This is a genomic window from Streptomyces sp. NPDC021212 (assembly GCF_044332925.1).
In the GTDB taxonomy this organism is placed as follows: domain Bacteria; phylum Actinomycetota; class Actinomycetes; order Streptomycetales; family Streptomycetaceae; genus Streptomyces.
In genome coordinates this window covers 821,339-835,714 of the sequence record NZ_JBIRPZ010000002.1, presented here as the reverse complement: position 1 = coordinate 835,714, position 14,376 = coordinate 821,339, and the positions used below count along the sequence as shown (strand labels likewise).

Below are 14,376 nucleotides of genomic sequence, written 5' to 3'. Positions count from 1 at the left end.
CGTGCTCACGCCTCCGGGGGCTCGAAGGTGGACGTACGGGCCATCCCGGCCGCACGGCCCTTGCCCGCGATGACCAGCGCCATCTTGCGGCTGGCCTCGTCGATCATCTCGTCGCCCAGCATCGCCGAGCCCTTCATGCCGCCCGCCTCGGACGTGCAGTACTCGTACGCGTCCAGGATCAGCTCGGCGTGGTCGTAGTCCTCCTGCGACGGCGAGAAGACCTCGTTCGCCGCCTCCACCTGGCCCGGGTGCAGCACCCACTTGCCGTCGAAGCCGAGCGCCGCCGCGCGCCCGGCCACCTCGCGGTAGCCGTCCACGTTCTTGATCTGGAGGTACGGGCCGTCGATGGCCTGGAGGTCGTTGGCGCGCGCGGCCATCAGGATCTTCATCAGGATGAAGTGGTACGCGTCCGCCGGGTAGCCGGGCGGCTGCTCGCCCACGACCAGCGACTTCATATTGATGGACGCCATGAAGTCGGCCGGGCCGAAGATGATCGTCTCCACCCGCGGGGAGGCCTGCGCGATGTCGTTGACGTTGTTCAGGCCCTGCGCGTTCTCGATCTGCGCCTCGATGCCGATCCGCCCGACCTCGAAGCCCATCGTCTTCTCGATCTGGGTCAGCAGCAGGTCCAGCGCCACCACCTGCTGGGCGTCCTGCACCTTCGGCAGCATGATGCAGTCGAGGTTCGGTCCCGCGCCCTCGACGACGGTGACGACGTCCCGGTACGTCCACTCGGTCGTCCAGTCGTTGACGCGCACGACCCGCGTCTTGCCGGTCCAGTCGCCCTCGTTGAGGAACTTCACGATCGTGTGCCGCGCCTCGGGCTTGGCCAGCGGGGCGCAGGCGTCCTCCAGGTCGAGGAAGACCTGGTCGGCCGGGAGCCCCTGCGCCTTCTCCAGGAAGCGCGGGTTACTGCCCGGTACGGCCAGACAGGAGCGGCGCGGGCGCAGCCGGTTGGGCGCGGAGCCGTCGGGGGCGGTCATGCGGGAACCTCCAGTGCGGGAAGCGTGTTCGCGGAACGGATCTCGTCGACGATACGGCCGATGATCTCCGTGATACCGAAGTCCTTGGGGGTGAAGACGGCGGCGACACCCGACGCGCGCAGTGCGGCGGCGTCCGCGGCCGGGATGATGCCGCCGACGATGACGGGCATGTCCTGCGCGCCGGCCTGCCGCAGCCGCTCCAGGACGTCGGGCACCAGCTCGGCGTGCGAGCCGGAGAGGATCGACAGGCCGACGCAGTGGACGTCCTCGGCGACGGCCGCCGTGACGATCTGCTCCGGGGTGAGCCGGATCCCCTGGTAGATCACCTCGAACCCGGCGTCCCTGGCCCGTACGGCGATCTGCTCGGCGCCGTTGCTGTGCCCGTCCAGGCCGGGCTTGCCGACCAGCAGCCGCAGCCGCCCGCCGCCCAGCTCGGCCGCGGTCTTCTCGATCTTCTCGCGTACGGCGGCGAGCGCGCTGCCCGCCTCCGCGGTGACGGCGAGCGGCGCCCCGCCGACCCCGGTGGGGGCCCGGAACTCGCCGAAGACATCGCGGAGCGCCCAGGCCCACTCGCCGGTCGTGACTCCGGCGCGGGCGCACTCCACGGTCGCGGCCATCAGGTTGTCGGTGCCCGCGGCGGCCTTGCGGAGCGCCGAGAGCGCGCTGTCGGCGCGGTGCGCGTCGCGCCGCTCACGCCAGGTGTGCAGGGCGGAGACCACCCGGGCCTCGTTCGCCGGGTCCACCGTCATGATCGCGGTGTCCAGGTCGGCGGTGAGCGGATTGGGCTCGGTGGACTCGTAGCAGTTGACGCCGACGATCTTCTCCTCGCCCGCCTCGATCCGGGCCCGCCGCGCGGCGTGCGAGGCGACCAGCTGCGCCTTGAGGTACCCGGACTCGACGGCGGCCATCGCCCCGCCCATCTCCTGGATGCGCTCGATCTCGGCCTCGGCCTCCCCGGTCAGCTCGGTGACCTTGGCCTCGATGACGCGGCTGCCCGCGAAGATGTCGTCGTACTCCAGCAGGTCGCTCTCCTGCGCCAGCACCTGCTGGATGCGCAGCGACCACTGCTGGTCCCAGGGCCGGGGGAGCCCCAGCGCCTCGTTCCAGGCCGGGAGCTGGACGGCGCGGGCGCGGGCGTCCTTGGACAGGGTGACGGCGAGCATCTCCAGCACGATGCGCTGGACGTTGTTCTCCGGCTGGGCCTCGGTCAGCCCGAGCGAGTTGACCTGGACGCCGTAGCGGAAGCGGCGGTGCTTGGGGTTCTCGATGCCGTACCGCTCCCGGGTGATCCGGTCCCAGATGCGGCCGAAGGCGCGCATCTTGCACATCTCCTCGATGAACCGGACGCCCGCGTTCACGAAGAAGGAGATCCGGGCCACCACATCGCCCTTGCGCTCCTCGGGCACCTGCCCGGAGTCGAACACCGCGTCCAGGACGGCGATCGCCGTCGACATGGCGTACGCGATCTCCTGCACCGGGGTGGCCCCGGCCTCCTGGAGGTGGTAGCTGCAGATGTTGATCGGGTTCCACTTGGGGATGTGGTGGACCGTGTACGCGATCATGTCGGTGGTCAGCCGCAGGCTCGGCCCCGGCGGGAAGACGTGCGTCCCGCGCGACAGGTACTCCTTGACGATGTCGTTCTGCGTCGTCCCCTGGAGCTTCTCCGGATCGGCGCCGTGCTCCTCCGCGACCACCTGGTACAGCGCCAGCAGCCACATGGCGGTGGCGTTGATGGTCATGGAGGTGTTCATCTGCTCCAGCGGGATCTCCTGGAACAGCCGCCGCATGTCACCCAGGTGGGAGACCGGGACCCCGACCCGGCCCACCTCGCCGCGGGCGAGGATGTGGTCGGGGTCGTAGCCGGTCTGGGTGGGCAGGTCGAAGGCGACCGAAAGACCGGTCTGGCCCTTGGCCAGGTTGCGCCGGTACAGCTCGTTGGACGCCTCGGCGGTGGAGTGCCCGGCGTACGTCCGCATGAGCCACGGGCGGTCCTTGGGGCGGGGTTCGCCACTCATCAGACGTCCCGGCTGTGCTCGACGGTCCGCTCCGACACGTCGTCACGGAACAGGTTGATGGCGTCGATGTGCTGGTCGCGCATCGCCTGGTCGCGCACGCCCATGCCCTCTTCCGGCGCCAGGCACAGGACGCCGACCTTGCCCTGGTGGAGGTTGCGGTGCACGTCGTACGCGGCCTGGCCGGTCTCGTCCATGCGGTACGTCTTGGACAGCGTCGGGTGGATCTTGCCCTTGGCGATGAGGCGGTTGGCCTCCCACGCCTCGCGGTAGTTGGCGAAGTGCGAGCCGACGATCCGCTTCAGCGACATCCACAGATAGCGGTTGTCGTACTCGTGGGTGTAGCCGGATGTCGACGCGCAGGTGACGATCGTGCCGCCCTTGCGGGTGACGTACACGCTCGCGCCGAAGGTCTCCCGGCCCGGGTGCTCGAAGACGATGTCCACGTCCTCGCCGCCGGTCAGTTCGCGGATCTTCTTGCCGAACCGCTTCCACTCGCGCTGGTCCTGGGTGCGCTCGTCCTTCCAGAAGCGGTAGTCCTCGGCGGTGCGGTCGATGATCGCCTGGGCGCCCATCTTCCGGCAGATCTCGGCCTTCTGGGGTGAGGAGACGACGCAGATGGGGTTCGCCCCGCCGGCCAGCGCGAACTGGGTGGCGTAGGAGCCGAGTCCGCCGCTCGCGCCCCAGATCAGGACGTTGTCGCCCTGCTTCATCCCGGCGCCGTTGCGGGAGACGAGCTGCCGGTACGCGGTCGAGTTGACCAGGCCCGGGGCGGCCGCCTCCTCCCAGCTCAGGTGCCGCGGCTTGGGCATGAGCTGGTTGGACTTGACGAGGGCGATCTCGGCGAGCCCGCCGAAGTTGGTCTCGAAGCCCCAGATGCGCTGTTCGGGGTCGAGCATGGTGTCGTTGTGGCCGTCGGCGCTCTCCAGCTCGACCGACAGGCAGTGCGCGACGACCTCGGCGCCCGGCTGCCAGGCGTTCACGCCGGGGCCGGTGCGCAGCACGACGCCCGCGAGGTCGGAGCCGATGATGTGGTACGGCAGGTCGTGCCGCTTGGTGAGCGGCGAGAGCTTGCCGTACCGCTCCAGGAAGCCGAAGGTGGGCAGCGGCTCGAAGATCGAGGTCCACACGGAGTTGTAGTTGACCGAGCTGGCCATCACGGCGACCAGGGCCTCGCCGGGGCCGAGTTCGGGCACCGGAACCTCGTCCACGTGCAGCGACTTGCGGGGGTCCTTCTCCTTGGTGGTGAGGCCGGCGAACATCTCCGCCTCGTCCTTGCGCACGGTCACCGCGCGGTACGACTCGGGGACGCGCAGGGCCGCGAAGTCCTGGGGGCTGGTGTCCGACGCGAGGATCGCGTCAAGTATCTCGTTCATCGGTGCCTCCGGCGAAGCGTCCGTGAAGGGACGCCTGAGGGAACGCTGGGCTCGTGACGGGGGTGATAGCTGCTGGCTTGCTGCTGTGCCGTCGGTTCGGCGGAGGTTCTTCGGCCGTGGGGCGCGGGGTGAGCGCCGTGGGCCCGCCTGGTGACGCAGGCGGTGTCCGGGCGCGCAAGGCGGCCTTGCGGGGACAGCCGGCGCGCGAGGTGTGCAGCGCGCCGACCGCCCGGACACCTTCACCGTATGGCACGGTGTGCCACCTCGCAAGACACTGAGTGCCAACAAATTCTCTCAGTTGTCATCTCGGCTGCACGCATGAGCAAGAAACGGCCGCCCCGGGAGGGGCGGCCGTTGTGGGGGGTGTTCGGTTGTGTCGGATTCGGTATTTAGCCGTTCTTTTCCAGGGAGAGCGCGAAGACGTGCGCCCGGGCGGTGCCCGATGCCGGGGCGGCCAGGGTGATCGAGGACAGCTCCTTGGCCGGGTCCAGGGCCACCACCTGGTGGAAGATCGCCGCCTTCGTGCCCACCGGGCCGCTCCGGGCGTGGATCTGGCTGGTCCGCACCGCCTCGGTCTCCCCGTACGCCGGCCCCGACATCCACGCCGTCAGCTGGATGCTCACCTTGGCGGTCGAGCCGTCCGCGTACGAGGCGACCGCCGGGATCGTCACGTTCGCCGTGTCGCCCGCGCCGAGCACATGGAGCCGGGCGTAGCTCCCCGCCGGGACCGCGATCTTCTGCCCCGCCGCGATCACGTTGTTGTGGGAGCCCTCGCTGCCGTTGGTGAACGCGAAGGTGATCCCGTCGTCCTCGGTCTGCCCGGTCTGCGGCAGCTGCACCATCGGGTACGTGCGCCCCGTACCGTCGAAGTCCCCGTCGCCGTAGTACATCTCGGTGGTGATGGCGTCGTTGTCGAACGCGCCCGTCAGATCGACCTGGGTGACCTGGCCCGTCTGCGGCAGCTCCGGCATCCCCCACCGGTCGGCGGGCTCCGCCACCCTCACCGGGGCGATCAGGAAGTCCGGTCGCGGCCCCGCGGCCGGGTAGATCACCGCCTCGTCGTCCCGGTCGAGGTCCAGCTCGATCACGCCGTCCCCGAGGTCGCGCCACTTCGGGGCCGGTCCGCGCACGCCCGCGACCTTGATCCGCCCGGTCAGCGAGTGCCGCACCCGGCACGGCTCCCCGGCCAGGCTCCGCACCCGCACCCAAGCCGTCCTGCCGCCCTTGCGCGCGCCGCTGACCAGGAACGCGCCCTGGGTGCGGAAGTCGTGCAGCGCCACGTCCTGCCACTCGTCCGGCACCCCGGGGAAGAAGCGGATGATCCCGCCCCAGCTCTGGCAGAGCATGTCGTGGATGGCCTGCGCGCCCGACAGCGGGGTCTCGATCACCGGACCCGCCTCGTAGTAGTGGGTGTTGGGCTGGATGAAGCGCGCCACCAGCTCGCGCAGATACTTCAGCGCGTCGTCGCCCCGGCCCATCTGGGTCGAGATCGAGGCCGCGCCGGAGAAGCTGTAGCCGCGCAGCGCGCCCTCGAAGCCGATCCAGTGCTCCAGCGAGCGGGTGATCAGGTCGCGGTTGTCCTTCTGGTCCCAGTTGACCAGGTAGAGCGGGTAGACGGAGAGCATGTGCGAGTAGTGGCGGTGCGACTTGGCGAACGGGACGCCGGTGCCGACCATGAAGCCGTTCTCGTCCACCGGGTACGGGACGAGCTTGTCCAGCACCTCGCGCCACTTCGGCGCCAACGGATCGTCCTTGCCGAGGAGTTCGGCCGACTCCAGCAGCGTCTGGCACGACCAGCGCAGCAGCGCCAGGTCGTAGTTGCAGTCCGGGGCCGCGCCGTACTCGGGGGAGAAGGTCTTCGGCAGATGGAGCCTGCCGTCGGCCTGTTCGGTCAGGAAGTGCAGGTAGTAGTTGGTGGAGCGGCGCAGCAGCGGATAGAGCACGTCCTCCAGCAGGCCCTTGTCCATCGAGTGCCGGTAGTGCAGCCAGACGTTGTGCAGCGCCCAGGGGAGGTTGCCGACCTCCGGTGAGTCGCCGACACCCGGGACCGGGACCGTGCCGTTGTCCTCGCACTGGGCGTCGGTGGAGCGCCGTATTCCGGCCGAGTCGGCCTGGTACTCCGGTTTGAGGGCACTGATCAGGACGTCGGTGTTCTCGGCGAGCGTGCGCGGAATCGCGTCCAGCTCCAGGTGGTTGGAGCCCAGCACCGGCCAGTACTCCAGCTGGACGTTGAGGTTCCACCACACCCCCGGCCAGGGGGTCGGCTCCACCCACGGGCCGGTCGTGGCCATCACCGGGGCGTGCTCCCGGGCCGCGCACGCGAGCTTGTAGAGCTGGATCCAGTAGAAGCTCTGGAGCATCGCGTCGGGGACCGACAGGAAGCTCTTGCGGTAGAAGCGGTGCCACCAGTCGCGGTGGGTCCGCAGCAGGCTGGAGACGGGCAGTGCGGACGCCTTGCGGACCGTCGTGACGGCCCGGCCCTCCGCGTCCGTCCCGGGGTACGAATGCGCCACGCACAGGTAGTACGTGCGCTCCCGGCCCGTGCCGCGCTCCTTGTACGCGGTGACCGTCTGCCCGCCCGCGACCATGGACTGGACGGTGATGCCGAGCCCGTTCTCGGTGCGGCTGACCGGCTTCGGGTTGGGCTCGAACCCCTTCGGCGGATCCTCGCGGACGATGCGCGGGCTGACGGCGGGGGAGGGGCGGTACTCCCAGCGGAACCCCTCCTCGCCGGCGCTCGCCTCGACGGTGGCCAGCAGCATCGTCCGGTCGTTCTGGACCAGCGCGCGGACCGTCAGGCGGCCCTTGTCGGTGGTGATCGTGCCGCGTAACTCGGCCTCCCACAGGTCCAGCCGCAGATCGACCCCGGTGATCTTCCCGGCCGGGCGCAGCAGCAGATTGCCGACCGGCAGCCGCGCCACGCCCCAGTCGCTGCCGCCCTGGGCGGGGCGGTGGTCCTGGACCTCACTGTGGTGGACGGTGAAGCGCAGCGCGTTCTCGCCGGGCTCCTGGTAGACCATCGAGCCGAGCAGACCGTTGCCCAGGAACGGGCCCTCGTACCAGGCGCGCGGCATCCGCTTCCAGATCAGATCCTGCCCGGCCAGGAAGCGCTGCCACTCCTTGTCCGTGCGCATGCCGGTGAGGACCACGGACCTTTCGTGCCCGGCCGCCTCCGCCTCCGGTACGGGGAGGGCGACCCCCGCCGTCGACCCCGCGGCCGCGCCGGCGGCCACCCGGCCCAGGAAACCGCGTCTGCTGACTGCCATCGTCGATCAGCTCCGTCCGAAGGTTGGGGGAGATTGGTCCGATGATTTGGCTAGACGGGAGCGTAGGAAGCGGCTAATGATGCGTCAAGGCGCCGGATAGATCTGATGTATTGCTCTGGTGTCTCTGATGTATCGCCTCAGCTCCCGTGGGAGGGAACGATGCGCGTCGCACGATCCAGAGTCACCACGGCCTTGGCTGCCGCCGCTTGCGCGGCGGCCGTCCTGGTACCGCTCCAAGCCGAAGCCGCGGGCCCGTCGAACGGTCCGCCCGACGCCCGCAGTTGGCGACTGACCGGGAAGGGACAGGTCAGCGGGCAGCTCAGCCTCACCCGCGACGGCGGCCTCACCCTCACCGCCCGGCACGGCTCCACCACCGTCCTGCGCCCCTCCGCGCTCGGCATCCGCACCGCCGACACCGACTACGGCAAGGGACTGCGCTTCGCCGGGCGCAGCGACCGGGCCGTCCACGAGACCTACACGACCACCACCGGCCGCCGGACCCGGCACACCTCCGATGCCTCCGAGTCGACCTTCACCTTCCGCAAGGACGGCCGGACGCTGAAGGTGATCGTCCGCGTCTCGGCCGACGGGCTGGCGTACCGGTACGCCCTGCCGGGCAAGGACACGGTCACCGTGCTCGGCGAGAGCTCGGAGTTCGCCGTGCCGCCGACCGCCGACTCGTATCTGCTGCCGTACGACAACGGGCGCTCCGACTACGAGTCCGCCCATGACCGCGGGAGCGTCGCCGACGCCGAGGCGGGCGACTACGGCTATCCGTCGCTCTTCCACATCGGCAAGAGCTGGATGCTCGTCGAGGAAGCCGACCTGAACAGCTCGTACGGCGGCTCCCGGCTCACCCTCGACGCCGCCACCGACCGCTTCCACCTCACCCTCCCCGACCCCGCCGAGGTCAGCAGCCCCGGGCTCACCACCCCGTGGCGCACCATGGTCATCGGCGACCTCGCCACCGTCACGGAAAGCGACCTACCGACCGACCTCGCCGCCCCGTCGAAGGTCGCCGACACCTCATGGATCAAGCCGGGCAAGGCGGCCTGGTCGTGGTGGTCGGACGGCAACAGCCCGTCCAGCCTCGCCGCGCAGAAGAAGTTCGTCGACTTCGCCGCCCGGGAGGGCTGGGAGTACGTCCTGGTCGACTCCGGCTGGAGCAACGACTGGATGCCCGAGCTGACGGCGTACGCGAAGGAGAAGGGCGTCGGCATCTGGGCCTGGGTGCGCTGGCAGACCATCGACCAGCAGAGCGAGCGGGACCGGCTGTTCGCGCAGTACAAATCCTGGGGGATCGTCGGGCTGAAGATCGACTTCCTGGAGTCGGACGGCCAGGACCGGATGCGGTGGTACGACGCCGTGTTCAAGGACAGCGCGAAGCACCGGCTCATGCTGAACTTCCACGGCGCGACCATTCCGCGCGGGCAGGAGCGGACCTGGCCGCAGATGATGAGCGTCGAGGCGGTCAAGGGCGCCGAGGGCACCCGCCCCAAGCCGGGCCGCGAGCCCTTCCCGGCGGCCCACTACACGACGCTGCCCTTCACCCGGAACCTCATCGGGCCCATGGACTTCACCCCGGTGACCTTCACCGGCGTGCGGCCCACGAGCGACGCCGCCGAGCTGGCGCTGTCCGTGGTGTACGAGTCCGGGGTGCAGCACTTCGCCGACAGCGTCGAGTCGTACGAGGCCCACCCGGCCGCCCTCACGTTCCTGGACGACCTGCCCACGGTGTGGGACGACACCCGGCTCGTCGACGGCGACCCGGGCGACCGAGCGGTCCTCGCCCGCCGCTCCGGCGACGACTGGTACCTCGGCGCGATCACCTCGGGCGCCGCCCGCACCCTGGACGAGCCGCTGTCCTTCCTGGGCCGTGGGACGTGGCGGGCCGAGCTGTACCGGGACGGCCCGGACGGCAAGATCGTCACCGAGACCAAGGAGGTCACGGCGTCGTCGCGGCTGTCGGTGACCGTGCCGAAGAACGGCGGCTACGCGGTCCGCCTCACCCCGGCGACCTAGCGGCGCCTCCGCCCCGGGGCTGCGCTCCTGGGCTCCGCCCGGGGTGACGGCCCCGGTGCCACGTTCGGGTTGCGCCCCTGGCATCAGGGGGGGGCGGGGTGGCGGGGCTTTGTGCCCCACCCCGCCCCTTCCCGTAACCGGGGGCTCCGCCCCCGGACCCCCGCTCGGGGGCTGCGCCCCGGCCCTCGTCCGGGGTTGGCGCTCTTGGGCTCTGTCCGGGGTTGGCGCTCCTGGGCCCTGCTTGGGGCTGTGCTCCTGGCCCTCGTCCGGGGTTGGCGCTCTTGGGCTCCGTCCGGGGTTGGCGCTCTTGGGCTCCGCCCGGGGCTGTGCTCCTGGCCCCCGCCCGGGGCTGTGCTCCTGGCCCTCGTCCGGGGTTGGCGCTCCTGGGCTCCGTCCGGGGTTGGCGCTCTTGGGCTCCGTCCGGGGTTGGCGCTCCTGGGCCCCGCTTGGGGCTGCGCCCCCGGCCCCCGCCCGGGGCTGTGCTCCTGGCCCCCGCCCGGGGCTGTGCTCCTGGACCCCGTCCGGGGCTGGCGCTCCTGGGCTCCGCCCGGGGTTGGCGCTCCTGGGCTCCGGACGGGGCTCGGCGCGGCCCCCTTGCCGGGGCTGGGCCCCTGAGCCCCGGCAAGGGGGTGCGTCTGGTCTCTCGGCGGGGGCTGCGCGCTTGGGCCCCGCGCTCGGGGTGCCGCACGCCCTCCGGGCGTCTGCCCTCAAGCGCCGGACGGGCTGGATTTCCCGCCCGTCCAGGGGGCACCTCCCAGCGGTCGCTGGGGGAGCTTGAGGACCGGGGCCCGGGGCAGAGCCCCGCGCGGTGGAGCCGCATATCCGGTGCTGCGGGAAGGGGCGGGGTGGGGGCTACCGCTTCAGGGCTCGTTCGATCGTTCGCATGACCTCGCCCAGCGGGGCGTCCGTGCGGGCCACCATCACCACCACGTCCTCCTCCTCGCCCGGCGAGGACACGCTCGCCGCCGGGCGTGCCGGGGCGGGGCGGCCGGCGCCGATGCCGGTGCCGAAGGTTTCGCGCACGATGGCGAAGGCGTGGTCCAGCTGGGCCTCGACGTCGCCCTCGCCCCGCGCCCGCAGCCAGCGGCGCAGCACGTGGTTGTGGGCCGTGACCACCGCGGAGGCGGCGACCTCGGCCAGCAGGGGGTCGTCGTCGCCGTCGTGGTGGGCGCCCTCGTCGAAGTGGCCCAGGAGGTAGCGGGTGAACAGCCGCTCGTAGCGGGCCACCGAGGCGATCTCGCGCTCGCGCAGGGCGGGGACCTCGCGGGTCAGCCGGTAGCGCTCTACGGAGACCGCCGGGGAGGCCGCGTACATGCGCATGACCTCCTTGATGCCCCGGCACACCGTGTCCAGCGGGTTCTCATGGGCCGGTGCCGCATCCAGCACCGCGGCGGCCCGCACCAGCGTGTCGTCGTGGTCCGGGAAGATCGCCTCTTCCTTGGACCGGAAATGGCGGAAAAACGTGCGTCGGGCCACGCCCGCTCTGGCCGCGATCTCGTCGACCGTCGTCGCCTCGTACCCCTGTGTCGCGAACAACTCCATCGCGGCCGCCGCGAGTTTGCGGCGCATGGTCAAGCGTTGGGCGGCGGCGCGGCGGCTGCCGGCGGTCTCCCCGCCGTCGGATGGGTTCGAGCGGTTACGCTGCGTACGAGGGGCCTTTACGGGCTGGGACATGTGGGGAACGTAACACGCTTGTGAGTGCCGGTGCGGGGGCGGACCAAAGTGGGGTTCCAGCAGTCCGCCCCAGCCCAGCGGATGCTCAGGCCTTCGCATACTCGCGGAAGCCGCGCCCCGTCTTGCGGCCCAGGCAACCGGCCGCGACGAGGTGTTCCAGCAGCGGCGCGGGCGCCAGGCCCGGGTCGCGGAACGCGCGGTGCAGCACCTTCTCGATGGCCAGCGAGACGTCAAGACCCACCACGTCCAGCAGCTCGAAGGGGCCCATCGGATAGCCGCCGCCGAGCTTCATCGCGGCGTCGATGTCGTCGGGCGACGCGTAGTGCTCCTGGACCATCTTCACCGCGTTGTTCAGATACGGGAACAGCAGGGCGTTGACGATGAACCCGGCCCGGTCGCCGCAGTCCACCGGGTGCTTGCCGACCTCCTGGCACACGGCGTGCACGGTGGCCCGAGCCTCGTCCGAGGTCAGCACCGTGCGCACCACCTCGACCAGCTTCATCGCGGGGGCCGGGTTGAAGAAGTGCATGCCGATCACGTCCTGCGGGCGCGACGTGGCGCGGGCGCAGGCGATGACCGGGAGCGAGGAGGTGGTGGTGGCGAGCACCGCGCCCGGCTTGCAGACCTTGTCGAGCGCGGTGAACAGCTCCTGCTTGACGGCCAGTTCCTCGGCCACCGCCTCCACCACGAGGTCCGCGTCGGCGAACGCGTCGAGGGAGTCGGCCGGGGTGATCCGGGCCAGCGCCCGCTCCCGCACCTTCTCCGTCATCCGCCCCTTGGCCACCGACCGCGCCAGCGACTTGGCGATACGGGCCTTCGCCGCCTCCGCCTTCTCCCGCGTACGGCCGGTCAGCACCACCTCGTGGCCCGCCTTGGCGAAGACCTCGGCGATGCCGCTCGCCATCGTGCCCGAGCCCGCGACGCCGACCGTGCGCACCGGACGGCCCAGGTCCGGGGACGGCGCCTTAGGGGCCGCGCCGTCCGGGACGGCGATGCCGCTGCCGGGCGCCTCGTACGTATAGAAGCCGCGGCCCGCCTTACGGCCGGCGAGCCCGGCCTCGGCCAGCTGGCCGAGGATCGGCGCGGGCGCGTGCAGCCGGTCGTTGGACGCCGCGTACATCGCTTCCAGGACGGTACGGGCCGTATCGATCCCGATCAGGTCCAGCAGTGCCAGCGGGCCCATCGGCAGCCCGCAGCCGAGCCGCATCGCGGCGTCGATGTCCTCGCGCGCCGCGTACCGCGACTCGTACATCGCGGCGGCCTGGTTGAGGTAGCCGAACAGCAGCCCGTCGGCGATGAAGCCCGGCCGGTCGCCGAGGGCGACCGGCTCCTTGCCGAGGTCGCGCGCGAGCGCCGTGACCGCCTCGACGGCGGTGGGCGCCGTCAGCACGCTGGAGGCGATCTCCACCAGTTTCATGGCGGGCGCCGGATTGAAGAAGTGCAGCCCCAGCACGCGTTCGGGGCGGGCGGATTCTGCGGCCAGCCGGGTCACCGACAGCGCGTTGGTGCCGGTCGCCAGGATGGTGTCCGGCCGGACGACGGCGTCCAGCGCGGCGAACACCTCGCGCTTGATGCCGTGGTCCTCGGGCACCACCTCGATGACCAGATCCGCGTCCGCCGCGGCGGACACCTCGGTCGCCGTGCGGAAGCGGTCGAGCGCGGCCGTCCGCTCGCGCTCGGTCATCCGCCCGCGGCCCACGGCCCGGGCGGTGGCCACCTCCAGCGCGGTGACGGCCCGGCGGCAGGCGCTCTCGTCGACGTCGATGCCGATCACCTGACGCCCCGCACGAGCCAGTATCTCGGCGATGCCGGTGCCCATCGTGCCGAGCCCGACGACCGCAACAGTAGTGAGCGGGGCCCTGGAGGGGGAGAGAGCAGAGGAGGACGTGGTGCTGACGCCGGTCTGTGGGAGACGGTCCATCGCGGACTCCAGAGGGTGTTCCCCGGAAAACGGGGATGAAGTGACGACTGAGGGACGACCGAGGGGAGCTTCCGGTGAAAAACGGAGGACCGACACCGCATTCCGGACAGGCGTCCGGCATCGCTTGCGGGTTCTCCTCCGGCACGCGTTCGAAAACTCCGACGGAAGGGCTTGCACGCTCCCTGGCGGACAGCGCCGCACGGAGGAAACTGCCCGTGGGAGACACACGGCGGGCCCTGTCCCGGGGCCATGCCGTACTGCTGCTTGAAACTGCCGAACCGACGTCACACAAGGCGGCTGCGTCACCAGGCCGCCCGAGCAGGGGTGCTGCTCGTGTCGCCATATTAACTCGTGGGTAACCAAGACGCCAGAGCCGACTGTGAGTCCTGCGCGATGGCGCGGATCACCGGGGAGGGGAGACCTCGACATGGACGACGAATTCCGGACGCTGACGGAGCGGGTACGGGCCTCGCTCACATCGCAGCAGGAGACGGCGGCACACGCCTCGCTGCTCGCGCTCGTACGGCAGGGCACCCCCGCCGCGCGGGAACAGCTCGCCCGCATCCTGGTCGCGCCGGAGCAGCCGCTGTGGGCCCGCGAGACCGCCGCCTTCGTCCTCGGCAGCGCGGGCGACCGTCGCGCCTTCGAAACGCTCGTCCTGCTCCTCAACTACCGCGAGCCCGCGCGCTGCGCGACCGCCGCCCGGGTGCTGGCCCGGCTCGGCGACCCGCGCACCGCCCGTGCCGCCGCCGCCCTGGCCACCAACCCGCTGCGCACCGCGTACTCCCTGCACCCCATCCGGCTCCTCGTCGAACTCCGCGCCCCCGAATCCGTACCGGCCCTGGTCGCCGCCCTGGAACGCCAGTTGGCCGCCCGCGACAAGCACTGGGCCATCGCGCGCGCCTGCGTCGAGGGGCTGGGGGCGATCGGCGACGAACGCGCCATCCCCGCCCTGAAGGCGGCGGGCGAGCACATACGGCTCAGCGCCGCGGCCGCCGCCGCCCTGGCCCGCATCAGCGGCGGCGGCGACCTGGACCCGGCCCCCCACCGCCCCACCAAGGGCCGAGCCCCAGCCCGCTAAGCCTTACCCATCCCGAGGCCGAGCCCCACCCACCCTGGCGC

The 14,376-nt window shown here is 71.4% G+C and carries 8 protein-coding genes and 1 pseudogene; 3 read left to right on the top strand and 6 right to left on the bottom strand.

Translation table 11 applies throughout. The features are described from left to right. Window positions 1-5: 5 nt before the first annotated feature. From ACH4SI_RS07970 to ccrA, 3 genes are read right to left on the bottom strand one after another with little or no spacing between them, the layout of a single operon-like run. On the bottom strand, window positions 6-983 hold the full coding sequence (locus tag ACH4SI_RS07970; protein ID WP_398293794.1) for an HpcH/HpaI aldolase/citrate lyase family protein: 978 nt from the start codon (window positions 981-983) through the stop codon (window positions 6-8). Further along, a complete protein-coding gene (locus ACH4SI_RS07965; RefSeq protein WP_398293792.1) occupies window positions 980-2,998 on the bottom strand; it encodes a protein meaA in 2,019 nt (672 codons plus the stop codon). Before ACH4SI_RS07965 ends, ACH4SI_RS07970 begins: the two co-directional genes overlap by 4 nt. Beyond that, complete coding sequence (gene ccrA, locus ACH4SI_RS07960) at window positions 2,998-4,371, bottom strand: crotonyl-CoA carboxylase/reductase (RefSeq protein WP_398293790.1); 1,374 nt, start codon at window positions 4,369-4,371, stop codon at window positions 2,998-3,000. Before ccrA ends, ACH4SI_RS07965 begins: the two co-directional genes overlap by 1 nt. Window positions 4,372-5,628: 1,257 nt before the next feature. On the opposite strand from ccrA, the gene ACH4SI_RS07955 reads away from it, so the two are divergent. Then, a complete protein-coding gene (locus ACH4SI_RS07955; protein ID WP_398293963.1) occupies window positions 5,629-5,775 on the top strand; it encodes a CxxxxCH/CxxCH domain-containing protein in 147 nt (48 codons plus the stop codon). 14 nt (window positions 5,776-5,789) lie between these two features. Here the strand turns inward: ACH4SI_RS07955 and ACH4SI_RS07950 are convergent. Next, window positions 5,790-7,637 (bottom strand): annotated as a pseudogene (locus ACH4SI_RS07950) (glycosyl hydrolase family 95 catalytic domain-containing protein); the annotation flags it as partial. 159 nt (window positions 7,638-7,796) lie between these two features. Between ACH4SI_RS07950 and ACH4SI_RS07945 the strand changes: the two are divergent. Next, window positions 7,797-9,659 carry a glycoside hydrolase family 97 catalytic domain-containing protein gene (locus ACH4SI_RS07945; RefSeq protein ID WP_398293788.1) on the top strand — a complete coding sequence of 621 codons (1,863 nt, stop codon included), beginning with the start codon at window positions 7,797-7,799 and terminating at the stop codon, window positions 9,657-9,659. An 852-nt stretch (window positions 9,660-10,511) separates the two neighbouring features. Here ACH4SI_RS07945 and ACH4SI_RS07940 read toward each other — a convergent pair. Both ACH4SI_RS07940 and ACH4SI_RS07935 read right to left on the bottom strand, forming a co-directional pair. Continuing rightward, window positions 10,512-11,333, bottom strand: coding sequence for a TetR family transcriptional regulator (locus ACH4SI_RS07940; RefSeq protein ID WP_398293785.1), 822 nt, complete (start codon window positions 11,331-11,333; stop codon window positions 10,512-10,514). An 85-nt stretch (window positions 11,334-11,418) separates the two neighbouring features. After that, window positions 11,419-13,254, bottom strand: coding sequence for a 3-hydroxyacyl-CoA dehydrogenase family protein (locus ACH4SI_RS07935; protein ID WP_398293782.1), 1,836 nt, complete (start codon window positions 13,252-13,254; stop codon window positions 11,419-11,421). A 427-nt stretch (window positions 13,255-13,681) separates the two neighbouring features. Here ACH4SI_RS07935 and ACH4SI_RS07930 point away from each other — a divergent pair, with 427 nt between their 5' ends. After that, window positions 13,682-14,335, top strand: a complete 654-nt coding sequence (locus ACH4SI_RS07930) for a HEAT repeat domain-containing protein (protein ID WP_398293780.1) — start codon at window positions 13,682-13,684, stop codon at window positions 14,333-14,335. Window positions 14,336-14,376 lie beyond the last annotated feature (41 nt).

Bases quoted from the DNA above. Each gene is read 5' to 3' on its own strand.
- ACH4SI_RS07930 (WP_398293780.1), top strand. From the start codon at position 13,682: ATGGACGACGAATTCCGGACGCTGACGGAGCGGGTACGGGCCTCGCTC.
- ACH4SI_RS07940 (WP_398293785.1), bottom strand. From the start codon at position 11,333: ATGTCCCAGCCCGTAAAGGCCCCTCGTACGCAGCGTAACCGCTCGAAC.
- ACH4SI_RS07965 (WP_398293792.1), bottom strand. From the start codon at position 2,998: ATGAGTGGCGAACCCCGCCCCAAGGACCGCCCGTGGCTCATGCGGACG.
- ACH4SI_RS07945 (WP_398293788.1), top strand. From the start codon at position 7,797: ATGCGCGTCGCACGATCCAGAGTCACCACGGCCTTGGCTGCCGCCGCT.
- ACH4SI_RS07970 (WP_398293794.1), bottom strand. From the start codon at position 983: ATGACCGCCCCCGACGGCTCCGCGCCCAACCGGCTGCGCCCGCGCCGC.
- ACH4SI_RS07935 (WP_398293782.1), bottom strand. From the start codon at position 13,254: ATGGACCGTCTCCCACAGACCGGCGTCAGCACCACGTCCTCCTCTGCT.
- ccrA (WP_398293790.1), bottom strand. From the start codon at position 4,371: ATGAACGAGATACTTGACGCGATCCTCGCGTCGGACACCAGCCCCCAG.